The sequence below is a fragment of the Bacillus sp. SYZHCR11 genome (genome assembly GCF_057196865.1).
Genome location: NZ_JBXUND010000004.1, coordinates 380,453 through 406,056 on the forward strand (window position 1 = coordinate 380,453; position 25,604 = coordinate 406,056).

Consider the following 25,604-nt stretch of genomic DNA (forward strand, 5'->3'; position numbering starts at 1 on the left):
ATCGCTCCTTTTTCATTCTGTTGAAGAAGAATCAGCGCTTGATCCGTCTTCATCCTGGTCTTGATTTTGATCCTGGTTTTGACTTTTATTCTGATCGCTGTCAGTGTCGTCTTCCCGGTTCTTGCTCTTGTCTTTGTCTGCGTCTCCGCTTGTGCCGTTCTTATTGCCGGAATCAGCGGAGCCGCCGTCATTTTTATTTGAACTTGTGTTTTTCTTAGAAGTCAGCTTGATCTTAACCGTGTCTTTTGACAGGGACCATGTGACGTTTTGCGGGCCGTTTACTTCAAGCTTTACAGAGTGCTCTCCGTCATCCAAGTCCGAGACATTGGCATACAATTCAATGTCCGACTTTTTCAGCGCCTTAATGTTGGCGGGAGAGCCTTTGGCCGTAATATTTATCGCCTGCGATTCAGGGTCGAGAAACTCAATCTGCTGTGAGCCTCCCAGTCCGACCGTCTTGATTGCGACATTGTCAAAATCCTTTTTGTCTTCACTGTCCACTTTAACATGAAGCGTGATTTTTTCCGGTGATACCTTAGTGACGCCCTTAGGAAGCGGGATATCGGCATTGATATCGGTATCTTTATCAATTTTGCCTAAATCAAGAGATACGCCGTCAATAAATTCCAGTGAATCCAGCACATCCTGCGGGCCGTAAACCGTCACCTCACTCGGATTCGAGTCAATACTCGCAACACTCACCCCGTCCGGAAGACTTCCCTTCCTTTCGATTTTGAAAGGAAGCTTTTTGCTCGGACTGGCTACGGGAACCGTCACTTTAATGACTGACGGTTCAACATCAACAGGAAGTGCGTTGCCGTCTTTGTCATAGACGGTCACCTTCACTTCCTTTTCAATGGTCTCATTTGCATTTTCAAGGTTCACGGATGCTTTGACAAGCGAAATGTTATCAATCACATTTTTCGAACCTGTAATCTGCACGTTTTTCGGGCTGATAATCGGCTGCTGAGGGGTATATCCCTTTTTCATTTTGCTTTTATTGTAGTATTCAACTTCCACGGGAAAACTCTCAGCCGTTTTTTCCTGAATCGTAACCGTCGTGACTGATGGGTTAATGGAGATCGTCAGTCCGTCCGATACGTTTTTCGCCTTCAATTCGACCTTATGAGTCCCGGTCTTCAGCTTATTCATATCGGCGTATATCTCAAAATTCTTCGTCTGTCTCGCCTTTTTCACCGCGCTTGTCGAGCCTTTAATCGTGACATTTACCGTCTGGGGCACGCCGGTGACGACATAGTTCGCTTCATCGTAGTATGCTTTTACAGGAATATCAGTAAGCGTAGCCTCGTCAGTCGTTGATGTCGGAAAAAAGGATTCCCCCGGCTTTTTCGGAGTCGGCGCCTGGTTGTTGTTAACCGCAACGTAAAGCAGCAGCGCCAAGAGCAATGCAATGATCTTTACAGCCCAGCGGTTGTTTAAGAATTTATCCATTTTTCTTGCCCCTCCAGTACCAGCGGTTAGAAGAAGTGTCTCTGGCGTTCTTCTTAAACTCGGCTTCAAGCATTTCTTTCAGTGCTTCTTCCGTCAATTCTCTGTGAAGGTCTCCGTTTTTGGCCACACTGATGGCGCCCGTCTCTTCAGATACAATAATGGTTAAGCTGTCCGTCACTTCACTGATGCCGACAGCCGCTCTGTGACGCGTCCCCAGCTCCTTTGAAATAAACGGGCTTTCAGAAAGCGGCAGATAACAGGCAGCCGCCGCAATCTCGTTATTTTTCATAATGACCGCTCCATCATGCAGCGGTGTATTCGGGATGAAGATATTAATCAAAAGCTCCGAGCTGACCTGCGCATTAAGCGGGATGCCCGTCTCAATATAATCGCCCATTCCCGTATCGCGCTCAATGGCGATGAGTGCGCCGATGCGGCGTTTCGCCATGTAGCTGATCGATTTTGTAATCGCTTCAATTGTCTTATGCTGCGCTTCCTCCACGGGGGTTCCGCTCCTGGAAAAGAACCGGCCCCGTCCGAGCTGTTCAAGCGCCCGTCTCAGCTCAGGCTGGAATATAATGATGATCGCTAAAAATCCCCATGTTATCGCTTGGTCCATCAGCCACTGAAGCGTGCTGAGTCCCAAATATGAACTGGCCATCCGGACCAATACGATGACGACGATTCCTTTTAAAAGCTGAACCGCCTTCGTCCCGCGTATGACCATGATTAATTTATATATCACATACCAAACAAGGAGAATATCAACGGCATTGCCGAGGTATTGCAAAAATGGGATGTCCTCAAAAGCCATTTCCTCGTCCTCCAAGAATTCAGTCATTTCGTTTTTTCCGTTATGAATTGTGCTGCATGAGCAATATGTACATCATATAGCGTGCTCATTATACCACATTTTGATTTCTCAAGTGAAATGAGCCGGCGCGGCGTTGCACAAAAAAAGAGTAAAGCGATTATACGCTTTACTCATCTTCATTCGGGTCCAAAGCGCTTACGACGCCCTGTCCCGCCGATTTCAGTTCGTACCAGACCCAGTCAAACAATTGGTTAATCTCTTCAATCTGCCCGGTGACTTGTCCGGCTGAGGCCATGTATTTTTCTCCGTTGACGACGGTCACATTGCCGTCGACTTTTCCTTCAATGAACAGCTTGCCGTTTTTTACTGTGACATCGCCCTTTACGGTCTCGCCTTCAGGGACGGTGACCGTGTGATTCTGCACGACAAGGTTCGGCTGTTTGGACACACTGAAATTGTGGTCATTATGCCAGCTGTTGAAAAAACCGCCGCCCATTAAAATCACAAAAACCGCTGCGGCTGCAATCATCGGATGAGTTTTGATCCATCGTTTTACAGAAGCGCGTTTTTTCTCTTTTGGAAGATTCGCCATAACTTTGGCAGTAAAATCAGCAGGGGCCGTGACATGCGATGTGCTTCGGACGAGTGCTACGGATTTCTCCATTTCATGAAAATGCCGTTTGCAATTCCCGCATGACTGCAAATGTTGTTTTAATACGTTTTCATCTTCAGGAAGGATATCTCCATCAAGATGCTTATGCATAAGCTGCACAATCTGTTCAGGACAGCTCATTTCATCACCCCACTTAAAGATCCCTCAATTGTTTTCTAAGAGCCTCTCTGCCTCTGTGTATCCTTGTCTTGACGGTGCCGACAGGGATATTCAGAATCTCCCCGATTTCAATTAAAGAGAGTTCGTCAATATACTTTAATACAATAACCGTTCTGTACTTGTCAGGCAGCTTTAAAATCTTTTTCTGAATTGTGTCCGACAGCTCCAATGACAATACGGCGTCTTCAGGGAGAACCCCGTCCGCGGCGATCTGCGAATACATCGTCAGCCCTTCTGCTCCCGCTACTTCTGCGTCCAGATAGTAATCAGGCTTTTTCTTGCGGATGCGGTCAATGGTCAGGTTGGTCGCAATTCTGTAAAGCCACGTTGAAAACTTTCTGTTGATATCGAAACTGTCGATATTGACATACGCTCTGATAAAAGCTTCCTGCGCAATATCTTCCGCTTCGTGCACATTGCCGAGCATGCGGTAGCAAAGCTGGTAAATCTTATCTTTATAAAGGTCAACGATTTCTGCAAACGCATTTTGATCGCCTTTTTTGACTTGCTTGATTCTTTTTTTAATCAGGTTTTCCATGTTTTATCTTACCTCTGCCCTTCACCGGTCTGTATCTATACGTTGATTGTTTTAAAAGGTTTCATTTTTTTATTACATTTATTTTACCAAATTTCAGGCAGGGTGTAGATGGAAAATACAGAATATACTGCCTTAACAGCAGCTTAAAAATAGTATATCTGATGAACAATCAAAAATCGAAACAAAATGCCGATAAAAAAAGACACCTTTATGCAAAAGGTGTCTGAGACTGGGCTAGCTGGATTCGAACCAACGCATGACGGAGTCAAAGTCCGTTGCCTTACCGCTTGGCTATAGCCCAAAAATGGTGGAGGGGGGCAGATTCGAACTGCCGAACCCTGAGGGAGCGGATTTACAGTCCGCCGCGTTTAGCCACTTCGCTACCCCTCCGTATTTTTTTGGAAAACAGTGCCGGCCAGAGGACTTGAACCCCCAACCTACTGATTACAAGTCAGTTGCTCTACCAATTGAGCTAGGCCGGCAAATATGGTGGAGGATGACGGGCTCGAACCGCCGACCCTCTGCTTGTAAGGCAGATGCTCTCCCAGCTGAGCTAATCCTCCATATGACCCGTACGGGATTCGAACCCGTGTTACCGCCGTGAAAGGGCGGTGTCTTAACCGCTTGACCAACGGGCCGCTGTGTCCGCGTCGAGCTGACAAAAGTTATTATATACAGGTTGTACCCCATTTGTAAAGAGAAAAATTATTTTTTTTATTTTCAAACTTTTTTACCCGTTTTTTAACTGAAAAACTCATCCCTCCTCTCTTATTTCATTTATGATGAAAGTATCAAAATATTGAAGGGAATGGACACAGATGATCTTAGTCAGCTCTTGTCTCGGCGGTATCGAATGCAGATATAACGGCTCTCACGCCGCTTCGGAAAAAATCCGCAGACTCGTAGAAGAAAAGAAAGCTGTTATGGTCTGCCCCGAACTTTTGGGCGGCTTCACCACTCCCCGCGAACCGGCGGAAATCATCGGCGGCACGGGTGAAGACGTGCTGAACGGAGCGGCAAGAATCGTAACGGCATCAGGCGAAGACGTTACAGCTTTATATATGGACGGCGCGGAAAAAACGTTAGCATACGCAAAAGAAATAGGCGCCGCAACGGTCATCCTTAAAGAAAACAGTCCGTCCTGCGGCAGCAGCTTTATCTATGACGGCACTTTCTCAGGAAAAAAAATACTCGGAGACGGCATCACTTCCGCTCTTTTAAAACGGGCAGGCTACCGTGTTCTATCAGAAGATGAATTGGATCAATTATAAAAAAGGAGAGTAGATATCATGGATGTAGCCCTGTCCTTTTATAAACCGGAGCATGCAGACGGGCTGAACGGGTTTGTGCTGAGTGAAGAAGATAAAAAGTTCACAGCTCTGCCGATAGATGTCCTGCCGCAGGCGCTTGTCATCCGGGATCGCTACCCGACAGTCATTTTAAAAGAAGACCGCCCCGTCGGTTTTTTTATTTTACATACCTCAAAAGAAACCATTGCTCCGTATTCGAACAATGTGTCTGCCATTTTGCTGAGTGCGCTGTCATTACATGCGCCGCATCAGGGAAAAGGTTATGCCAAACAAGCGATGCTGCAGCTCCCCGCTTTTGTTGCAAATTACTTTCCTTGGTGTGATGAAATCGTGCTTGCTGTAAACCATCGCAATCAACGTGCAAAGAACCTGTACCGGTCTTCCGGTTTTATTGACAAAGGGCGGCGCAGGATCGGCCCGATCGGTGAACAGCACATTCTGCATCATTTTTTGTGAAAGCGCTTGATTATTCATCTCATCCTTGCCGATTTTTCTTGAAACATCTATTCAGAAGCCCATATACTTCAAGTATTAACGACTTGGGAGGGTACAATCATGACAGACCGGCTTAACATTCACAGATTGACCACAGAAACCAGAAATCCGCAGACCGCTTCAATCCATCAGGCAGACACAATGGAAATTCTCCGCATCATTAACGAAGAGGATTTCAAAGTGGCTGAAGCCGTTCAGCAGGTGCTGCCCGATATTCAGATTGCCGTTCAATTCGCCCATCAGTCCTTACGGCGAAACGGCAGGCTGATTTATGCGGGAGCGGGGACAAGCGGCAGACTCGGTGTACTGGATGCGGTTGAATGCCCGCCTACATACAGCGTAAGTCCCGACACCGTCATCGGTCTGATGGCCGGAGGGGCAGACGCCTTTTTGCAAGCGGCTGAAGGTATAGAAGACAGCGAGGAAACCGGCGCTCTCGATCTCAAAACGATCGGGCTTACCGCAGAAGACACCGTGATCGCCATCGCGGCAAGCGGGCGCACGCCGTATGCGGCCGGTGCGCTGAAATATGCAAAAACAATCGGCGCCAAAACCGTCGCGCTCACATGCAATAAGAACTCCTTGATCAGCACCTTTGCCGATCACAGCATCGAAGTCATTGTCGGCCCCGAAGTGATTACAGGGTCAACACGAATGAAAGCCGCGACGGCACATAAAATGATTCTGAACATGATTTCCACGGCCGTGATGATTAAAAGCGGCAAAGTGTACGAAAATTTAATGGTGGACGTTCATGTCAGCAACGAAAAATTGAAAGAACGCGCAATCGGCATTATCCAAAGCATCACGGGCGTTCCGTACGACAAGGCAAAAGAAACGCTTGAGGCCGCAGGCAGCCATGTCAAAACGGCAATCGTCATGCTGAAGACGAATTCGGACGAAACACACGCGAAGGCACTGCTCAAAGAATCAGAAGGATTCATTGATAAAGCCATTGAACAGCACGTTTCAAGAGAAAAAGAACGCTGATCGTTCTTTGGTGAAAAATATTGTGCTTTTACGAGCCCGCGCCGTTTTCATGTTCGGCGCAGGCGCTTTTAGGACGCGTTTCAGGCATAGCTCCCCGGGAAAAATCGTACGGAAAAAGGAGGATCTCCATGAGCAAAGAGGCATTTTATCAGTCACTGGCCAAAGATATCCTGGACAATTGCGGCGGTTCATCGAATATTTCAGGCTTTACCCACTGTATGACACGCCTGAGGATTACACCTTTAGATCGGGACAAAACGGATATTGAGGCGCTGAAACGGCTTGACGGGGTAATAGGCGTCGTCGAAGCCGAAACACTGCAGATCATTCTCGGCACGGGTGTCGTCAATCATGTCGCCGACGCTTTCGCAAAACTTATGCCATCCGGAAAAAACATTGATTTAAAAGAAGCCGCCTCACGGAAAAAAGCCGATCTCAACAGAAAAAACACCACACCCATCAAATTGTTTCTGAGAAAAATATCAAGCATCTTCATTCCCCTTATTCCCGCACTCATTGCATCAGGTTTAATCACCGGTATTACGAAAGCCGTCATTCAGGCCGGCTGGCTCCCGAAAGAATCCCAAATCGCACTTATTTTAACGGTTATCGGTTCAGGCTTGTTCGCTTACCTCGGCGTCCTTGTCGGCATCAATGCGGCGAAGGAATTCGGCGGGACACCCGCGTTGGGCGGCCTTGCGGGCATATTGATCCTTAACCCTGAGATCGCCAATATCAGTTTGTTCGGAGAGAATCTGCTCCCTGGCAGGGGAGGATTAATCGGCGTTCTTTTCGCGGCGGTTTTTATCGCTTATACCGAACGGTTTATCAGAAAGCACGTCCATCAATCCATCGACATTATCGTCACGCCTACATTGTCTTTACTTATCACCGGGCTGGTGACATATGTCGTTTTTATCCCTGCAGGCGGTTTTATTTCTGATCTGATTACATCAGGTTTATTGTCGCTGCTGAATATCGGGGGAGTGCTCTCAGGGTTTGTACTGGGAGCCGCCTTCCTGCCTCTTGTCGTCACCGGCCTGCATCAGGGCTTGACTCCCGTACATTTGGAATTAATCCGATCAATCGGAGATGACCCGCTTCTTCCGATTCTCGCGATGGGAGGCGCGGGTCAAGTAGGCGCGGCCTTCGCCATCTTTATGAAAACAAAAAAAGCCTCATTAAAAAGAGCGATCGGCGGCGGACTTCCATCCGGTCTGCTCGGAATCGGGGAGCCGCTTATCTTCGGCGTCACGCTCCCGCTCGGCCGGCCGTTTTTGACGGCGTGTTTAGGAGCGGGTATAGGCGGCGCCTTTCAAGCCCATTTTCAAGTGGCGACTTTTTCAATCGGTGTCTCCGGCCTTCCGCTCTCGTTTCTCGTACAGCCGGCTCAAATCGTTATGTATATCATCGGTCTCTTCATCTCTTACGCGGCGGGCTTTGTCTTCACTTATGCGTTCGGATTTAAGGATGACATGGCTGCTGAATTTGAATAAACCGGGAGGGATCAGAATATGAAAACACTGACAGCCGCCATACTCACAATGGTCATCAGCCTCTCTTTTCTGCCGCAGCACAAAGCCGAAGCCCAATCCAAATTATACGACGCAGCAAAGCTCAGAAAGGTTGATCAAATGATTGAAAAAGACATCGCAGCAGGATTCCCCGGAGCCGTCCTCGTCGTCGTAAAGGACGGACGGGTGATCAAAAAGAAAGCATACGGCTACAGCAAAAAATATGATGGGAACACCCTTTTATCTCGTCCGAAAAAAATGAAAACATCAACCATGTTTGATTTAGCTTCCAATACAAAAATGTACGCGGCCAATTTTGCACTACAGCGACTCGTCAGCCAGGGAAAGCTTGATGTGTATCAAAAAGTCTCGGCTTACCTTCCTGATTTCAAAGACAGAAAAAGCGATCCGATTCAAGAAAAAGACCGCATACGCGTCATCGATGTGCTCCAGCATCAATCCGGTCTGCCGGCAAGCTTTTATTTCTATCAGCCGGACACCGCAGGCCCTTTATATTCACAAGAACGGGATAAAACGATCCGTTTTCTCACCCAAATCCCGCTTGAATACAAGCCGGGAACAAAACACGTATACAGCGATATCGGTTACATGATTCTCGGCTGCATCATTGAAAACATAACCGGAAAAACCCTTGATACCTATGCGGAACAAGAACTGTACAAACCGCTGAAACTGACGCACACACTGTTCAATCCGCTGCAAAAAGGTTTCAAAGAAAAAGCATTCGCAGCTACTGAACGTTTAGGCAACACACGTGACGGAGTCATCCATTTCCCTCACATCAGGACGTATACGCTGCAGGGGGAAGTTCACGATGAAAAAGCATTTTACTCAATGGGAGGGGTGTCCGGTCACGCCGGGCTGTTTTCCAGAGCTGATGATATGGCCGTCCTTCTTCAAGTCATGCTGAACAGAGGCAGTTATAAACACGTTTCTCTCTTCAATAAAAGAACGGCCGATTTGTTCACAACGGCGGCATCCTCTGATCCGACTTTCGCTCTCGGCTGGCGGAAAAACGGCAGCCCGGATATGGAGTGGATGTTCGGACCTTATGCAAGCAGGCAGGCATACGGCCATACGGGATGGACCGGCACCATCACGATTATTGATCCCGCTTATAAGCTGGGGATCGCACTTTTGACCAATAAAAAGCATTCCCCCGTCGTCAGCCCCGGTGAAAACCCGAATGTTTTTGAAGGGGATCTTTTCCCGACCGGAAGCTACGGCAGCGTCATAAAAGCGATTTATGAAGCCATTGAATGACAACCCATGTCTTTTGTCCAAACTATGACGGCAGGAGGGCACCATCATGAAACTTTTCATCTCAGCTGTATTACTGTTGTTCATTGTATTCGGCACGCATCATGCATCAACAAAACCGGACATTCCGTCACAGGCGGAACAAGCGGTATCCCGTATGACATTAGATGAAAAATTAGGGCAGATGCTCATGCCTGATTTTCGAAATTGGCAAAAAAAGGGGCAGTCATCACCTGAGGCTCTTACCCAAATGAATGACGAAGTCGCAAGGCTTATTCAAAAGTACCGGTTCGGCGGCGTTATCTTATTTGCAGAAAATGTAAAAAATACTGAGCAAACGGTACGCCTGACAGATGCCTTTCAAAAGGCGAGCCCTGACATTCCGCTATTATTAAGCATTGATCAGGAGGGCGGCATCGTAACTAGACTTGGTGAGGGCACTCATTTCCCAGGCAATATGGCGCTCGGGGCCGCTAGGAAAACAGCCTATGCGTCCCAGACCGGCGCCATTATCGGGAAAGAACTGAAAGCACTGGGCATTAATACGAATTTCGCTCCCGTTCTCGATATCAATAATAATCCCGGAAACCCTGTCATCGGCGTCAGGTCGTTCAGTTCAGACCGTGATCTGACAGCTTCACTCGGCCTTGCCTCAATGAAGGCTCAGCAAAAGCAGAATGTCGCTGCCGCCGTCAAACATTTCCCGGGACACGGCGACACGGATGTCGACAGCCACTACGGTCTTCCGCTTGTCACCCACAATCAAGAAAGGCTGCGTCAGATTGAACTTTATCCGTTCCGGCAGGCCATTCAGGCCGGAGCTGATATGATCATGACAGCCCATGTGCAATTTCCCGCTTTTGACGATACAACCTATAAAAGCAAGCTGGACGGTTCAGACATCCTCGTACCCGCCACACTCTCGAAAAAAGTGATGACTCATCTTCTCCGTAAGGAAATGGGATTTAACGGCGTCATCGTTACGGATGCATTAAATATGAAAGCCATTGCCGATCATTTCGGTCAGGAAGAGGCGGTCGTCATGGCAGTAAAAGCAGGAGTCGATATTGCCCTGATGCCGGCCCAAGTGACATCGCTGCAAACGGAAAACCGCTTTGCCCGGGTTCATTCCGCGTTAAAAAAGGCGGTACAAAAAGGGGATATTCCGCTGCAGCAAATTAACAAATCAGCGGAACGCATCATTTCCCTGAAAATAAAACGAGGGATATATCCCGCACCGAAAGAGACAAATCTGAAAAAGAAGATTGCAAAAGCAAAGAAAACCGTCGGCAGCAAAAATCACCTGAAAGCTGAAAAACAAATCGCGGAAAGATCCGTCACCGTCTTACAAAACAAAAACCGCACGCTCCCATTCAAACCGAAAAAGAACAGCCGCGTTCTCATTGCCGCTCCTTATGAAGATCAAACAGCGGCAATGGAACAAACCATTCGGCAGCTCATCAAGAAGAAAAAAATCCGGCCGGTAACCATCAGTAAAATGAACTTCGCCGAGCGCACATTTCATGATGAACACAAAAAGCTGGTATCCGACGCGGATTACGTGATTACAGGCTCCTATGTCGTAAAAAATGACCCTGTCGTAAACGACGGCGTGATTGACGATTCCGTCACAGATCCCGGCAAGTGGACGACCGCATTTCCGCGGGCCGTCATGAAAGCCGCACAATCGAACCAAAAACCCTTTGTGCTGATGAGCCTGCGTAATCCTTACGACGCCGCGAATTTTGAAGAAGCTGAAGCCCTTATCGCAGTCTACGGCTTTAGAGGATATACAGACGGACAATTCCTCCAGCCAAACATTCCGGCAGGCATTGAAGCGATATTCGGAGAGACAACACCGCAAGGCAGGCTGCCCGCTGACATTCCTTCCGTCACGCATCCGGGAACGACACTGTATCCTTATGGTTTCGGTATCAATCTGAAGACCGGAAAACCGCTTTAAACAGGAGGGCTGATTATGAAAACACATACGGCTGCACTTCTCGCCGGACTTGTCGTCATCAGTGCTATGTCGGCAGTCTCGGCGGCTTCTGACAGAAACCTTCATACCGCCAAGAAACCAAGCATCCAAACAGGCATCGACCGCCTGCTGAAAGATTATAAACAGGAACTGAAGGGAAAAAGAGTCGGGCTGATCACCAACCCGACCGGTGTGAACGCATCATTGAAAAGCAGCGTTGACGTGCTGTATGAGGCGCCAGACATCCGCCTGACGGCATTATTCGGACCGGAGCACGGTGTCCGCGGCGATGCTCAGGCCGGAGATAAAGTCACATCCTATATAGACGAAAAAACAGGGCTTCCCGTCTACAGCCTATACGGGGAGACGAGGAAACCGACACCTGACATGCTGAAAGATACAGATGTGCTGATTTTCGATATTCAGGATGTCGGAACCCGGTACTACACCTACATTTATACAATGGCCTATGCCATGGAAGCGGCCAAAGAAAAGGGCATTCCTTTTTATGTCTTGGACCGGCCGAATCCGCAAGACGGACGAAATCCGGACGGCCCGGTTCTTGAACCGGATTACGCTTCATTTGTCGGACTGTATCCGATCCCGCTGAAGCACGGCATGACGATCGGTGAGCTTGCTCTTTTATTCAATAAAGAGTTTCATATTGGCGCCGACCTCACCGTCGTAAAAATGAAGCGCTGGAAGCGGACGATGACGATTGAAGATACCGGACTGCCGTTCGTCCTCCCTTCGCCTAATATCCCGACCCCGGACAGCATATTTGCATATTCGGCAACAGGACTAATCGAAGGCACAAACGTGTCCGAAGGAAGGGGCTCGACAAAGCCGTTTGAACTTATCGGCGCGCCTTATATGAAAAGCACCGAGCTCGAAGAACGCCTGAACAGTCTCAAGCTTCCGGGCGTCACCTTCAGAGCCGCTTCATTCATCCCCAGCTTCTCCAAGCACCAGGGCAAGCTGTGCCACGGCGTACAAGTCTACGTAACAAACAGAAACACATTTGAAGCGGCAAAAACAGGGCTCTCCATTCTGAAAACCATGCATGACTTATATCCGAATGACTTTTCATTCTTGCCGACAGGCTCTTTTGACAAGCTGATCGGTAACGGCTGGGTACGCAAAAAAATAGAAAAAGGCGCTTCCATTGAAGACATCACCGGCACATATCAACGCCGGCTGGACCAATTCAAAACTCTAAGAAAACAATACCTCATATACTGACAACATCCGTGTTACACGTGTAACATTTTGTCGCATTTCACATTTCCGCTTTTTATAGGAAAACATTCATTTATTTGGTACAATTTAATTGATAACAGTTATCATTTAAATGAATGTTTCTTAAAAGGTGGTTTCTCATGAAAAACACATTATTCTTTCAGCCCATTGATATCATCTCCGCGAAAAAAACAGCCGACCTTCTGTCAGAGCATCAGCTCACTGATTCCCCCGTATTGATCTTTCATGTGAAAGGCGAGGGACAAATTGATATCGGAACAGACAGCTTTCCGCTGCAGAAGGAAACGCTCTACATCTGTCCTTGTGATGAGACATTCAATATTGCCCCTATATCGTCAGGCGGCATCCATTTGTATATCGTCAGACTCCGTGTTTTCTCCTATTCCTCAGATGATGAAGCGATGCTTCCGGATAACGGGGAAGACATCTTCCACGGACTTCAGCAAATGAATTTACAAACGGTTGATCATTTGACAAGCCGGCTTCAATCACTTTCTGAAAACGTGCGATCGGCGGATGGATTGCAGAAAATGAAATATACCGCCGACTTTCAGCAGCTGATGTACGACCTTTATGCCGCAAAAATATGCCATCAAAATAATACGAAAGCGGCGATCGAACAGACAAAACAATTCATACATGCTCAGTCCGACACAAAAATCACGCTCACCCAGCTCGCTCATATGGCGGGAATCAGTCCCAAGCATTACAGTGAAACCTTTAAAAAACTATACGGGCAGAGCGTAACTGAATATATCACAGACATCCGCATAACCAATGCGAAAAAACTGATGGCCAAGGCAAGCTGCAAACTGCGGGAAATCGCTCATCAAATCGGCTACCAGGACGAATTTTATTTCAGCCGCATCTTTAAAAAACATACCGGCAGCTCACCTACAAGCTATATGAAAAAAAGACGAACAAAAATGGCCGCGTACGGAAAAGAAACGATGGGGCATCTGATTCCCCTGCATCACGTGCCTTACGCTGCGGCGCTGCACCCGAAATGGACGGCCTATTATTACAAACAATTCTCTTCCGATATTCCGGTTCACCTGAGCGCTTACCGCTATAATGCAAATTGGGAAGACAACCTGCATACGCTGTCTCAAGCTGCCCCAGACATCATTTTCAGTCTCGATTCTGTCAGTGAAGAAGAAAAACAGCGCCTGAATGACATCACTGAAGTTTTTTATCTTCCGGCTCAAGAGAATTGGAGAGACCAGTTTCTTCGCACAGCCGCATATCTGAATGAAGAGCAGGAAGCGCGGCACTGGCTTAAAACTTATCAAAGTCTCACCCATACAGCGAAAGATGCTCTTAAACACGTGCAGCACCAGCGGTTCTTATTTGTCCGTGTATATAAAGAAAATATGTACATCGCCCATAACAACAGTATTGAGGAAGTCTTCTTCGGTGATTTAGACTTTGCCTCCGCAAAACCGGAATCTTTTGCTCCTGACGAAAAGATTTCCTTGGAAATGCTGGCGGATTGCCAGGCTGACTGCATCATGCTTTTCACTTGTAAAGAACCGGAAACGCTTCGCTATTTTCAGCGGATTCAGCAGTCCGGGATATGGCAGAACCTTAGTGCCGTCAGCAATAAACGCGTGTTTCCCATTTCATCTGACCCGTGGATTGAATATTCTCCAAGCGGACATCAGCGGATGATCGAGCAAAGCATTTCCATTTTATCCGAAGATCGTCCATGGTAATGCCGGAAATTATCCATGGTCTTATCCCTATTCATTCTCTATAATTCCAATTGATAATAGTTATCAATTGAACAGGAGGAACAATAGATGAAGAAATTGGCATTCGCTTTCATGATTTTGCTTTTGGCTTTCACGGCCGCGGCTTGCGGAAGCTCAGAAACATCTGATACAGCAAGTAAAGGAAAGGACGCTTCTTCAGATAAAAAGAAAATCGAATATCTCGGAAAAACATATGAAGTCAAAGCGCCGACTGACAAAATCGCCATTACAGGCAGCGTAGAATCAATGGAAGACGCCAAATTGCTTGACGTTCATCCGGCAGGAGCAATTTCTTTCTCCGGCAAATTCCCGGAACTGTTTAAAGATATTACAGATAAATCCGTATCAACGGGAGAAAAAATGCAGCCGAATATGGAAAAAATTCTTGAGCTGCAGCCGGACGTCATTCTGGCATCAACCAAATTCCCGGAAAAAACCTTGAAAAAATTGAGCGGCACCGCTGAAACGATCCCTGTCTCTCATATCTCATCAAACTGGAAAGAAAACATGATGCTGCTCGCCCAGCTTACAGATAAAGAGAAAAAAGCGAAAAAAATCATCGCAGATTACGAACAGGACCTGAAAAAGACAAAAACAAAGATCAACAGCAAAGCGAAACAGTCAAACGCGCTGGTTATCAGAATCAGACAAGGCAATATTTATATTTATCCTGAGCAAGTTTATTTCAACTCCACGCTTTACGGTGATTTAGGCCTGAAGGCGCCGGACGAAGTCAAAGCGGCGAAAGCGCAGGAACTGATTTCTCTTGAAAAATTAAGCGAAATGAACCCTGACCATATCTTCGTACAATTTTCTGATGACGAAAACGCAGATAAGCCTGACGCTTTGAAAGACTTAGAGAAAAATCCGATCTGGAAGAGCCTGAAGGCAGTCAAAAAAGACCATGTATACGTCAATACGATTGATCCATTAGCCCAAGGCGGAACCGCGTGGAGTAAAATCAGCTTCTTACAGGTTGCGGCTGACAAATTGACTCAAGACTAATAAAGAGTAGGTTTTTCACATGTATGCAAAACGGCGGACACACATTATTATCATTGCTTCACCGATTGCCATTGTTCTGTCACTGCTCCTTTCCGTTTTATACGGCGCAAAGCAGCTTGACATCCATACCGTGTTCTCCGCATTGCTGCACTTTAATCCGGAGAATACCGACCATCAGATCATATGGCATTCAAGAATCCCGAGGGCTGCCGGCGCTATGTTTATCGGCGCCGCCCTTGCTGTTTCCGGAGCGCTCATGCAGGGAATCACACGGAACTATCTGGCCTCGCCTTCGATCATGGGTGTGTCGGACGGCTCCGCTTTTATCATCACCCTTTGCATGGTATTGCTCCCTCAATCGACATCCATTGAAATGATCATCTACTCGTTTATCGGTTCCGCATTCGGCGCCGCTCTTGTTTTCGGGCTGGCCTCCATTCTTCCCGGCGGTTTTACCCCGGTGCAGCTTGCCATTATCGGAACGGTGACCAGTATGCTTCTCAGCAGTCTGTCGGCTGCGCTTTCGATTTATTTTCAAATTTCGCAGGATCTCAGTTTTTGGTACAGTGCGAGACTGCATCAAATGAACCTTGATTTTTTGAAACTGGCCGTCCCGTTTTTTGCGATCGGAATCATTACGGCCATGATTCTCAGCAAAAAGGTCACTGCCGTATCATTAGGAGACGACATTTCAAAAAGTCTGGGACAGCAGAAAAGAACCATCAAACTCATGGCGATGGCGGCTGTTGTCATATTGACCGGAAGCTCGGTGGCGCTCGCCGGAAAAATTGCCTTTGTCGGTTTAGTCGTTCCGCACATCACACGTTTTCTCGTCGGATCGGACTACAGCAGGCTGATCCCATGCGCGTGCATTATCGGCGGCGTCTTTCTGACCCTTTGCGACCTTGCGAGCCGATTCATCAATTATCCGTTTGAAACGCCTATTGAAGTTGTCACTTCTATCATCGGTGTTCCTTTCTTTCTTTATTTGATTAAAAGAAAAGGAGGGGATCAGCGTGGTGCGTAAAATGGCAGGAATTTATATCATTCTGATTGCTCTCATATTGCTCGTAAGTTATTTCAGCATGACAAGCGGTTCTTTTTCCGCAAAGCCGGGTGAACTGCTCAGTACGCTTTTCCGCATCCATCCGAATCCGCAATATGACATTTTGCTGTTTCAGCTGAGGCTGCCGCGCATTGTCATGGCTGCTGCCATCGGACTCGGATTGGGGATAGCCGGAGCCGTTATTCAGGCCATTACCAAAAACGGTCTTGCCGATCCCGGTATTTTGGGCATTAATGCAGGAGCCGGAGCGGGAATCGTCACGTTTATGCTTCTGTTTCAGGGACAATCTGAAGCGACGGCACTTGCCTCTGCGATGGGTATGCCTGTCTTCGGCCTCATCGGAGGACTGATGGCGGCCGTGCTGATCTATATTTTCGCCTGGCACCGGGGGCATCTGGAATCGGGCAGAATTATTCTCGTCGGGATCGCCATGAATTCCGGATTCAGTGCGCTGTCTTTATTTCTATCATTAAAAATGGACCCGCAGGATTATGAGATGGCGATGGTTTGGAAAAACGGCAGCATCTGGTCGGCAAACTGGATGACCATTACGGCAATCCTTCCGTGGCTGATCTTGTTCATTCCTCTTCTTATGGCGAAAACGTCATTGCTGGATACCATTCGTTTCGATGAGGACACGGTGAAAAGCCTCGGTGTTTCAACCAATAAAGAAAAAACCATTTTGCTCATTGCCTGCATCGCTTTGATCAGCGCATGTGTAACCGCAGCGGGCAGCATGGCATTTGTCGGACTGATCGCGCCCCATATTTCCCGCAGGCTCGCCGGGATTGAGCACAGATACTCATTACCGGTCAGCGGACTGGTCGGTATGCTCCTCGTCATATCCGCCGACTTTGCGGGCAAATTGTTCTTTCAGCCTTCAGAAGTGCCGGCGGGAATTATCCTTGCAATTCTCGGCGTTCCTTATTTCTTTTTTCTTCTGTTTAAGCAAAAAAAGGGGATGGACGCATGAGAGGCACCCTTACAGAACACCCGATAAACGGAAGGGAATGCACTGTGTATCTTCCTCCTTCCTATTCGGTTCAAACAGGGGCTTTACCCTGTGTGTACGTACTTGACGGGGGTTCTTTGTTTTTAGAACAGATAGATAAGCTTGAATCCCAATTTACGAACGGAACACTTCCCGAATTGATTTTCATCGGCATCAGACCGGCTGACAGACTCGATGAGTACACACCGTGGCCCGCGCCTTCCCTGAGCCCTGCGTTTCATGATTTCGGCGGCAAAGGGAGGCTCTTTCTCGAGGAGCTGACAAATGTCATTATTCCCACTGTTGAAGATACGCATCACATTGCTGCGCATCCGGAAACGAGAGGACTGATCGGTGCGTCATTAGGCGGACTGTTTTCGATATACGCGATGCTGCAAAAGCCTGAAATATTCGGCAGAATCGGCTGTATTTCCGGTTCCTTCTGGTATGAAAAATCAGCAGATTATGTCCGCTCCGCACCTTTGCGGCCGGCACGGCAGCGTATCTTTATGTCTGTCGGCAGCCGTGAAGCAGAGCAAAAATGTAACATCCAAAACACCATGATCGGACAAAATAAAGAAGTGCATGAAAGCCTGAGGCAAAAAGGCTTTTCTCAATCTCAGCTCTCTTTCACTGTCGAAGAGGGCGCCGTGCACCATCAAGAAGCGTTCAAACGACAATTTAATTCAGCACTAAGCTGGCTGTACGGAAAAAACCGCTCACGTGACTGAGCGGTTTTTTTCATACTTGATCACGACCGGCTTAAGTTCAAAGCGTCTCAGCAAATAGCCGAACAAAGCGGCAAGGATTTGCTGAAAGAGCATCCCGATGACGACCGGAACCGCCACTTGAGACGGAAAAAAAGACACGGCGAGAACGGCTCCGGCGCTGATATTGCGCATGCCCCCTGTATAAATCAGAGACACGATTTCATCCTGGCTCCGCTTCATCAGTCTTCCGATCAGCCAAGCCACGGCATAACCGGTCATGGCAATAAAAAATACCGTGCCTGCGATGCCCGCAAATTTGATATCCACGTGCGTGACATACGGCGCGATTTCCGAACTGTTAATGGCAATGACAATCATCAGACAGATTTTTGAAAAAGGAGACAGTGACCGGCTTATCGCCTGAGTCCTTACCGGCGGGGAAAACTGGTTAACCATCATCCCTGCGATGGACGGAATCACCACCATCTCCGCCAGCCCTTTCATCATGCCCCACACATCCATCTGAACATTCGCCCCGGCCAGGACAGACAGGCTTAATGGTACGATAAAAGGAGAAAGCACGGTATCAACCAGGATAATAGACAGCGTCAATCCGACATTTCCCTTATACATCGCAGCCCAAATCAAACTCGTAATTCCGGTCGGAATCACCACACCCATAATCAGCCCCGTCACAGTTAAAGGGTCACCGCTGAAAATCAGATGGCCGCTTCCCCATGCAAAAACAGGCATGAAAATATGCAGAACAAACAATGCCATGATCATCGGGAGCGGCTTCTCGATACTGCGCTTCAGCGATTGAAAATTGGCACTCAGACTGCCCGTAAATGTAATAAATGCAAATATCCACGGCACAGCGCCGGCCATCCAGCTGATATGCTGAGATAACAGCACACCCGCCGCCACACTAGACGGAGTCAAAAGCGGCATGATTCTCCCCAACACTTGGTTCAACTTCTGAAGCCACATCATATGCAAGTCTCCTATATACGGTTTTCAAGTCTCATTCATTATAACAATGCACACCGGCAAATTTAACCGAAAAAAAGCCCGGATATATTCATCCGGACTTCACAAATTCTATGCCATTTGTTTCATTAAATCTCGGCTTTTCTGATTTAATCCCTTTAATTCAGCCTCAATTTCGTATTCTTTACATTTGGCGACAATCTTCTCAAGAGCAGCCGCTCCAGAATCATCCCACACGTGGGCATCGGTCAAATCGATGATAATCCGTTTCACATCTTCATCATAAACGATGGCATTCATCAGTTCAGACACGGAAGCAAAAAAGATCTGTCCCGTTACCTTATAAGTTCTGACATCTTTCTGTTCGGAATGTGACACAATCTTCAGCTTAGAAATTTTCGCCGTAAAAAAGATCGCGCTTAGCAGCACACCCGCGAAAACACCCTTCGATAAATCATTTGTCAGAACGACTGTCACGACGGTAATCACCATAACGATCGAATCAGTAAGGGGCGATTTCCGCAAACCTTTAATCGATGACCAGTCGAACGTGCCGATGGACACCATAACCATCACGGCCACAAGCGCAGCCATCGGAATTTTCACGACGATACCGCTTAATACGGCAATTAAAAACATTAAAAACGCTCCGGCCGTAAAAGCCGACAACCGGCCGCGACCGCCGGCTTTCGTATTAATGACAGACTGGCCGATCATAGCGCATCCGGCCATGCCTCCGAAAAACCCGTTCACAATATTGGCGATGCCTTGTCCGCGGCTTTCTTTGTTCTTATCACTATCCGTATCCGTCATTTCGTCAATGATCTGGGCCGTCAGCAACGACTCAAGCAATCCGACGAATGCAAGCGCCAGTGAATACGGGAAAATAATTCGCAATGTCTCAAACGTCCACGGAACATCCGGTATCAAGAAATGCGGAAGTGAACTTGTAATCCCGCCCATATCACCGACCGTGCGGACATCCGCATGGAAGACCACCGCAATGATCGTCATGACAATAATCGCCACCAGCGGAGACGGTACAGCCGTCGTAACCTTCGGCAAAAGATATATGATAGCCAGTGATCCGGCAAGCATGGCGTACATGACCCATGAAGCTCCTTTGAACTGCGGCAGCTGCGCAGAAAAAATCAAGATCGCCAAAGCATTCACAAATCCGATCATGACCGAACGCGGAATAAATTTCATCAATTTCGCTATCTTACTGATACCAAGAATAAATTGAATAATACCTGTCAAAATGGTTGCCGCAAACAAATACTGCAGCCCGTAATCAGCCACCAATGTCACCATGACAACCGCCATTGAACCTGTAGCGGCTGAAATCATTCCCGGTCTGCCGCCGAAGATAGAAATAATAATCGCGATACAAAATGATGCATAAAGGCCGACCATCGGATCGACACCTGCAATAATTGAAAATCCGATCGCCTCAGGGATCAGAGCGAGAGCAACCAGAATACCGGCCAGAATGTCTTTACGGACATTCCCGAACCATTGCTGCTGTAACGTATAATCTTTCAAATGATAACGACTCCTTTTCACTATAAAAATCCGCACCCTATCAGTTGGAAACATTGATTTTTATCTGGGGAATATGAGGCAAGCTTACGGGGAAAAGGGGACACGCTCAGAGTATAATGTCGTTGAGGAAAGGAATGGTTAACAAAGAGTATCATATTAAACTTTAAAGAAATGTGCAAGACCATAAATAAGAAAAAAAACGGCTCTCACTGGAGCCGTTTCCGCTTTTATAAAAGTTCCGGATCAGACACAAGAATCGTTTTTATTGCGCTGATATCCTTTCTTTCTTTTGTCACCGGGTCGATGCCCATGAGATGATCAATGGCTTCTTCATAATTCTTCAGTTCCGTCTTTTCCGTAATAAAATCATAGAGCTGCGGAAGGTCGGACGCGCATGCTAACGCAGCCTCCATGATCTGACGGGCTTCACCTGTGCCCACAATCGTTACGCCGTTTGACAGCAGCTGGTACGGCCTGACTGTCATCTCATACGTATCATCAAAGCCCATCGGCACGATTCTGCCTCCCTTTTCAATAAAAGGATAAGCCCAATCAAGCTGATTGCCGATCGCGTCAAAAATTACATCAAATTTTCTTCCTTGATTAATCCGTTTCACTTCATCCACGGTTAATGCTTCAGGGTGGTAGACATAATCCGATATCCGGCTCGCCGCCTCGCTTCGGAAACTGCCTATTTCAGTCGCAACCGTCAATCGCGCCAGTTTTTTCACCATCATTTGCACAAGCAGTCCGATCGGTCCGGACCCCAAAACCAAGACCGAGTCCTCCGGCTGAATCGAAGCTTTATCCACAACATTCAGCACACAGGAGAGAGGCTCAACCAATGTGGCCCGCTCCCATTCCATTGAATCCGGAATTCTGTACATGAACCTGTCTTCTCCGACGTAATATTCCGCAAACGTTCCGTGTGCCCCGATTCCGAGCTGCCAATCCTCGAAGGTTTCGCAATAACACGTCAGCCCTCTCCGGCAATAATGACATTTCCCGCAAAACTGCGTAGGATCAATCACGACGCGGTCTCCGACTTTTACATTTGTCACGTCCGGTCCGATTTCCACGACCGCTCCCACCGATTCATGCCCCATAATCATATGATGGGTTGCATTCATTTTTCCTTTCAGCACATTTAAATCCGTTCCGCAGATACCGGTGCCGAAAATTTTCACTTTCACATCATTGGATTTCCGAATTTGAGGCTCGTCCACCTCTTGATATTCAAGCTTATCATTAGGAGTCCAGACCAACGCCTTCATATTTCTCTTCCTTTCTGCCCCAGCGGATTTGGTCTAACAATGTTTGATGAAGCTCCTTCGTTGATGCCGCAATACATGATTGCTGGTTCTGATAACTTAAATCTGTCAGAAGCGTTTCGTCCAAAGACCGGCCGTATGCATCCGTAATGACCACTCCTGCTTTCTTCGCCAAAAAGACGCTTGCGGCAATATCATAAGGAAACAAATGCAGCACCTCTCCGTTTCCGACCTGCTGAAAATCTGAAAGCAGCTTCGGATCATCTTTCAGCAGACGATTGCCGATATCCACATAAGCATCCATCTGCCCCGTGATAATTCGTGAAATCGAATAAGAAGCGCTGTTGAAAACAAAAACCCCGCCATTATTGGCTGACCGGTCAATCAGATGACCGTATGCATCCGTCATCAGCTGTGCCGGATGCCCGTTAAACTCAAGGCTCCAAAACATATTTTTAATATCCCGCACTCCGCTCAAATTCGGTAATTCTCCCTGATACCCCTCAAACTGAATGGCGTCGCTGTAAATATCACCGTACATGTAAGCGCCCGATTTCAATTCAAGCAAAAAAGCAAATTCGATATCCTTAATCTTTGCGTTTGGCTTATATGAAGCAAGCGCAATCGAAATACACGACATTTCAAGCCCCGCGGCGGCCGGACGCGTTCCGTCTATCGGATCTACAATTAAAATATATTGCGGATCTTCTCCAATCAGCTTCAGGCCGCCATCCTCCGTGTAAAAAGCAACCGGATGGCCCTTATCTTGAATATAATCCAGCACCGCCTCCTCAGCAGCGGCGTCTATGTTAAATTGGGCGTCGCCTCCCGGAGAATAGCCGTTTACGAGCCGGTTTTTCAGCGTGCCTTTTTGACTTTTCACCTTATGATAAACAAATTGTCCAAGCCCGATGATATAGTCTCTCACTTGATTTCCTCCAATAGCTTGCGAAGTCTGTAGCAGAGCACTTCGGCTTCACTAAGTGTAATGGTTAAAGGCGGACGGATTTTAAATACATTTCCGAACCCGTAACGGGATGTCCGGAGAATCAGCCCGTAATCCATTGCCCGTTTTGCAATATAATTGGTCAGCTCCACATCCGGTTCATTGTTCTCTTTTACAATCTCCACACCGATCATAAGACCGACGCCTCTTACCTCAGAAATAAAAGCGAAATCCTCTTTCATCGTTTCTAAGCGATCCATAATATAATGACCGACCGTCGTTACATTTTCCAAAAATCCCGGACGCTGCATGATATCTATGGTTTTACACGCGGCAGCAGCGGCCATCACATTTGAGCCGTACGTGAAGGAGTGCGTATACCCCGGAAGCCCGGTATACTTGTCCTCCGTCAGAGTGGCGGCGACTTGGAAGCCTGTGCCCCCGAGCCCTTTTGCTACCGTCATCATATTAGGTTTCACATCGAAGTGTTCCGCGGCAAACATTTTGCCCGTCCGTCCGAACCCGGTCTGAATTTCATCAAAAATCAGGGCGATATCGTGTTCATCACAAAGCTGTCTCAGCTGTTTAAAATACTCTTTAGGCGGAACGACGTTTCCACCGTTTCCGGATATCGGTTCAATAATCATGGCGGCAATTTTTCCATTGCTCGCATACTCAATAAAATCATTAATTCTTTCTACGCACAGCATACCGCATGAATCAGGTTTCTGATTATAAAAACAGCGGCTGCAATACGGATCGGGGACTTGAAGGCCAAAAGAAATTTGCGGCGGGAAAGGTTCTTTTCTGAATGAGTTGCCGGACAAAGCGGAAGTCATATACGTTTGTCCGAGGTGGCTTCGAAATAAGGAGATGACATCGGTTTTTCCGGAGTAATACTGAGCCATTTTAATAGCTCCTTCATTTGCACCGGAACCGCTGCTGACTTTAGGGTGTACTTTTGTGAGATTATCGGGGGCGATTTCTACTAGTTTTTCTGCCAGTTTATTTACGGCGTCTGTTTGAAAAGATGATGTCACATGGATCAGCTTATCGGCTTGTTCTTTAACCGTATCAATGACTTCTTTGTTACCGTATCCTAAATTCAAGTTAAATGTGGCAGAAGCGCAATCAATGTACTCATTCCCCTCTTGATCGTACAGGTAAATCCCTTCTCCGCGCTCCATTACTACATCGTCAACACTGTAATACAAGCTGTCTGGATTCGTGATTTCCTTCGTTCCCACAAATACCACCCCTATGAAATTATTAGAATTTCGCTTTTTATCGTATTAATTATTGAAAATAATGTCAACGATCTTTCTTGTAAAAAATGTTAACAATTTGTTAACGTTACCATAAGGGATGTACGAGAAAAAGTTATGTGATATAGTAACAATACTTGGATTTTTTGTAAAAACGTCATGTCATACGAGTAGAGAGAAATATTATTTTACGAATAAGGAGATAAAATGATGAAATCTCGTCTGCTGTGGATAAGCTGTTTTTCTTATGGATCGATTGCTTTTACACTTGTTATTCTGGGAGCCGTACTGCCTGAGTTACTCACACATTATTCACAAAGCTACAGTAATGGCGGTGTATTGGTATTCTCTCAGTTCATGGGCTTTCTCATCGGTGTTATTGGCATGCCATACATGGTGAAAAAGCTTGGGCGCAAAAACGTCGTTATCTTTGGCCTGGCACTCATCAGCTGCGAAATGTTCATCACCTTCCTGCCGCCCTGGCCGCTGCTCTTTCTTCTCGTCAGCATCGCGGGGCTTGGCGCCGGATTGGTGGAATCCTGTGTAGGCACGATTATCCTCACCGCTATTAAAGAAAGACAGGCTGTGGCCATGAGCAAGATGGAAGTGGCCTACGGATTAGGTGCGCTTTTCATGCCTCTGCTCTCAGGCTTTCTTATCAACAACCACATGTGGACAATTGCTTTTTTAGTATTAGGGTTATCCAGTTTTGCACTTTTAATCGCATGGAAGCAGATGAGTTTCGGCAGTATTGATCAGCTTCTCATCCGAAAAGAGGTCTCTTCCGATGACACTAAAAAAGAAAGCACCGGTTATCGGTCACACGGATTGCTGTTTATTGCCTTGGCGGGGGCTTACTTCTTCTTTTACGGAGGCAGTGAAGTTTCAATTGTACATTTTATCCCCTCCATTTTCTCTGAGAAATGGGATATCCCCAACTCTTTGGCAACGATAACAGTTACAGTGTATTGGACGGGGATGATCATCGGAAGGTTATTAACAGGCCCGGTATCAGAAAAGCTGACATATCACCGTTATCTTCGTCTCATAAGCATTGGCGGTCTGGCAGCACTTACCGTATTGGCACTAAGTAAAAACGTATGGTTCGGTTTTGCCCTTTGCTTCTTTTTAGGGCTGTTCATGGCAGGCATGTTTGCAATAGCCCTAATCATCACGAATCATTTTTATCCCGGAAAGACAGAAACGACTACCAGTATTCTGCTCGCTTCAAACGGATTAGGAGGTTCACTCCTTCCGATCGCCGTCGGTTGGAGCTTAGATGAATATCCCGCACAAACCGCGTTCTGGCTGTTTACTGCACTGATGCTCCTTATGCTGCTGATTGTGTTCAGTTTAAGAATACTCGAGACAATAAAATCAAACAATCTTCAAAATCACAACAGCAAAGCAAAATCAATGTAAACAAAAAAGCTAATGCCTTTGAAAGGCATTAGCTTTATATATCTATGTGATCTTTCAAATAAAAAAACCAGTTCATCATGAACTGGTTTAAGACAGCTTGGCGGCGTCCTACTCTCACAGGGGGAAACCCCCGACTACCATCGGCGCTGAAGAGCTTAACTTCCGTGTTCGG

At 47.0% G+C, this 25,604-nt stretch carries 22 protein-coding genes, 5 tRNA genes and 1 rRNA gene; 13 read left to right on the plus strand and 15 right to left on the minus strand.

The window, feature by feature from the left end:
- Positions 1–12: 12 nt before the first annotated feature.
- The 9 genes from cdaR to AC2CGA_RS16665 all read right to left on the minus strand — a co-directional run bounded on the left by cdaR (position 13) and on the right by AC2CGA_RS16665 (position 4,274).
- Positions 13–1,452 carry a CdaA regulatory protein CdaR gene (gene cdaR / locus AC2CGA_RS16625; protein ID WP_003156761.1) on the minus strand — a complete coding sequence of 480 codons (1,440 nt, stop codon included), beginning with the start codon at positions 1,450–1,452 and terminating at the stop codon, positions 13–15.
- Positions 1,445–2,266 carry a diadenylate cyclase CdaA gene (gene cdaA / locus AC2CGA_RS16630; protein ID WP_003156763.1) on the minus strand — a complete coding sequence of 274 codons (822 nt, stop codon included), beginning with the start codon at positions 2,264–2,266 and terminating at the stop codon, positions 1,445–1,447. The genes cdaR and cdaA overlap by 8 nt, the downstream gene beginning before the upstream one ends.
- A 166-nt stretch (positions 2,267–2,432) precedes the next feature.
- The gene (rsiW, locus tag AC2CGA_RS16635; protein WP_003156765.1) at positions 2,433–3,059 is read right to left on the minus strand and encodes an anti-sigma-W factor RsiW; all 627 of its coding nucleotides are present in this window, start codon (positions 3,057–3,059) and stop codon (positions 2,433–2,435) included.
- Positions 3,060–3,072: 13 nt separating this feature from the next.
- Positions 3,073–3,636: an RNA polymerase sigma factor SigW gene (gene sigW / locus AC2CGA_RS16640; RefSeq protein ID WP_003156766.1), complete on the minus strand. Its 564-nt coding sequence runs from the start codon at positions 3,634–3,636 to the stop codon at positions 3,073–3,075.
- Between the two features lie 229 nt (positions 3,637–3,865).
- Positions 3,866–3,937 (minus strand) — tRNA-Gln (locus tag AC2CGA_RS16645).
- 4 nt (positions 3,938–3,941) lie between these two features.
- A tRNA-Tyr gene (locus AC2CGA_RS16650) sits at positions 3,942–4,026 on the minus strand.
- A 19-nt stretch (positions 4,027–4,045) separates the two neighbouring features.
- Positions 4,046–4,118, minus strand: a tRNA-Thr gene (locus tag AC2CGA_RS16655).
- A gap of 5 nt (positions 4,119–4,123) precedes the next feature.
- Positions 4,124–4,199: transfer RNA gene (locus AC2CGA_RS16660), tRNA-Val, on the minus strand.
- 3 nt (positions 4,200–4,202) lie between these two features.
- Positions 4,203–4,274 (minus strand) — tRNA-Glu (locus AC2CGA_RS16665).
- A gap of 180 nt (positions 4,275–4,454) precedes the next feature.
- Here AC2CGA_RS16665 and AC2CGA_RS16670 point away from each other — a divergent pair.
- The 12 genes from AC2CGA_RS16670 to AC2CGA_RS16725 all read left to right on the plus strand — a co-directional run bounded on the left by AC2CGA_RS16670 (position 4,455) and on the right by AC2CGA_RS16725 (position 18,014).
- Positions 4,455–4,907, plus strand: a complete 453-nt coding sequence (locus AC2CGA_RS16670) for a 2-thiouracil desulfurase family protein (RefSeq protein WP_484480241.1) — start codon at positions 4,455–4,457, stop codon at positions 4,905–4,907.
- Positions 4,908–4,925: 18 nt separating this feature from the next.
- A complete protein-coding gene (locus AC2CGA_RS16675) occupies positions 4,926–5,402 on the plus strand; it encodes a GNAT family N-acetyltransferase (protein ID WP_014304238.1) in 477 nt (158 codons plus the stop codon).
- A 99-nt stretch (positions 5,403–5,501) separates the two neighbouring features.
- Positions 5,502–6,431 (plus strand): N-acetylmuramic acid 6-phosphate etherase, encoded by a 930-nt coding sequence (gene murQ, locus AC2CGA_RS16680; RefSeq protein WP_070081289.1) that lies wholly within the window; start codon positions 5,502–5,504, stop codon positions 6,429–6,431.
- Positions 6,432–6,559: 128 nt separating this feature from the next.
- Positions 6,560–7,927 (plus strand): PTS transporter subunit EIIC, encoded by a 1,368-nt coding sequence (locus tag AC2CGA_RS16685; RefSeq protein WP_139885567.1) that lies wholly within the window; start codon positions 6,560–6,562, stop codon positions 7,925–7,927.
- Positions 7,928–7,945: 18 nt separating this feature from the next.
- Positions 7,946–9,229, plus strand: coding sequence for a penicillin binding protein PBP4B (pbp4b, locus tag AC2CGA_RS16690; RefSeq protein ID WP_139885568.1), 1,284 nt, complete (start codon positions 7,946–7,948; stop codon positions 9,227–9,229).
- 46 nt (positions 9,230–9,275) lie between these two features.
- Entirely contained in the window at positions 9,276–11,189 is a 1,914-nt protein-coding gene (locus AC2CGA_RS16695) for a glycoside hydrolase family 3 protein (protein WP_484480242.1), read from the plus strand.
- Between the two features lie 15 nt (positions 11,190–11,204).
- Positions 11,205–12,449 carry an exo-beta-N-acetylmuramidase NamZ family protein gene (locus tag AC2CGA_RS16700; protein WP_484480243.1) on the plus strand — a complete coding sequence of 415 codons (1,245 nt, stop codon included), beginning with the start codon at positions 11,205–11,207 and terminating at the stop codon, positions 12,447–12,449.
- A 137-nt stretch (positions 12,450–12,586) separates the two neighbouring features.
- Complete coding sequence (gene btr, locus AC2CGA_RS16705; protein WP_484480244.1) at positions 12,587–14,182, plus strand: bacillibactin transport transcriptional regulator Btr; 1,596 nt, start codon at positions 12,587–12,589, stop codon at positions 14,180–14,182.
- Positions 14,183–14,269: 87 nt separating this feature from the next.
- Positions 14,270–15,226, plus strand: coding sequence for an ABC transporter substrate-binding protein (locus AC2CGA_RS16710; RefSeq protein ID WP_003156778.1), 957 nt, complete (start codon positions 14,270–14,272; stop codon positions 15,224–15,226).
- A gap of 19 nt (positions 15,227–15,245) precedes the next feature.
- Positions 15,246–16,253: a FecCD family ABC transporter permease gene (locus AC2CGA_RS16715; protein ID WP_484480245.1), complete on the plus strand. Its 1,008-nt coding sequence runs from the start codon at positions 15,246–15,248 to the stop codon at positions 16,251–16,253.
- Between the two features lies 1 nt (position 16,254).
- A complete protein-coding gene (gene feuC, locus AC2CGA_RS16720) occupies positions 16,255–17,265 on the plus strand; it encodes an iron ABC transporter permease FeuC (RefSeq protein ID WP_025853830.1) in 1,011 nt (336 codons plus the stop codon).
- Positions 17,262–18,014 carry an alpha/beta hydrolase gene (locus tag AC2CGA_RS16725; RefSeq protein ID WP_484480246.1) on the plus strand — a complete coding sequence of 251 codons (753 nt, stop codon included), beginning with the start codon at positions 17,262–17,264 and terminating at the stop codon, positions 18,012–18,014. Before feuC ends, AC2CGA_RS16725 begins: the two co-directional genes overlap by 4 nt.
- On the opposite strand, the gene AC2CGA_RS16730 is transcribed toward AC2CGA_RS16725, so the two are convergent.
- From AC2CGA_RS16730 to AC2CGA_RS16750, 5 genes are all read right to left on the minus strand, one after another.
- Entirely contained in the window at positions 18,003–18,944 is a 942-nt protein-coding gene (locus AC2CGA_RS16730) for a bile acid:sodium symporter family protein (protein ID WP_088005472.1), read from the minus strand. The genes AC2CGA_RS16725 and AC2CGA_RS16730 overlap by 12 nt on opposite strands.
- A gap of 150 nt (positions 18,945–19,094) precedes the next feature.
- Positions 19,095–20,528, minus strand: a complete 1,434-nt coding sequence (locus AC2CGA_RS16735) for a SulP family inorganic anion transporter (RefSeq protein ID WP_139885571.1) — start codon at positions 20,526–20,528, stop codon at positions 19,095–19,097.
- Positions 20,529–20,755: 227 nt separating this feature from the next.
- Positions 20,756–21,802, minus strand: coding sequence for a zinc-dependent alcohol dehydrogenase (locus tag AC2CGA_RS16740; protein WP_003156784.1), 1,047 nt, complete (start codon positions 21,800–21,802; stop codon positions 20,756–20,758).
- Positions 21,777–22,727 carry an inositol monophosphatase family protein gene (locus tag AC2CGA_RS16745; RefSeq protein ID WP_015388773.1) on the minus strand — a complete coding sequence of 317 codons (951 nt, stop codon included), beginning with the start codon at positions 22,725–22,727 and terminating at the stop codon, positions 21,777–21,779. The genes AC2CGA_RS16740 and AC2CGA_RS16745 overlap by 26 nt, the downstream gene beginning before the upstream one ends.
- Entirely contained in the window at positions 22,724–23,992 is a 1,269-nt protein-coding gene (locus AC2CGA_RS16750) for an aspartate aminotransferase family protein (RefSeq protein ID WP_014304227.1), read from the minus strand. The genes AC2CGA_RS16745 and AC2CGA_RS16750 overlap by 4 nt, the downstream gene beginning before the upstream one ends.
- Positions 23,993–24,220: 228 nt before the next feature.
- Between AC2CGA_RS16750 and AC2CGA_RS16755 the strand changes: the two genes are divergently transcribed.
- Positions 24,221–25,432: an MFS transporter gene (locus AC2CGA_RS16755; protein WP_003156787.1), complete on the plus strand. Its 1,212-nt coding sequence runs from the start codon at positions 24,221–24,223 to the stop codon at positions 25,430–25,432.
- Positions 25,433–25,527: 95 nt separating this feature from the next.
- On the opposite strand, the gene rrf is transcribed toward AC2CGA_RS16755, so the two are convergent.
- A 5S ribosomal RNA gene (rrf, locus tag AC2CGA_RS16760) occupies positions 25,528–25,604 on the minus strand; the annotation flags it as partial.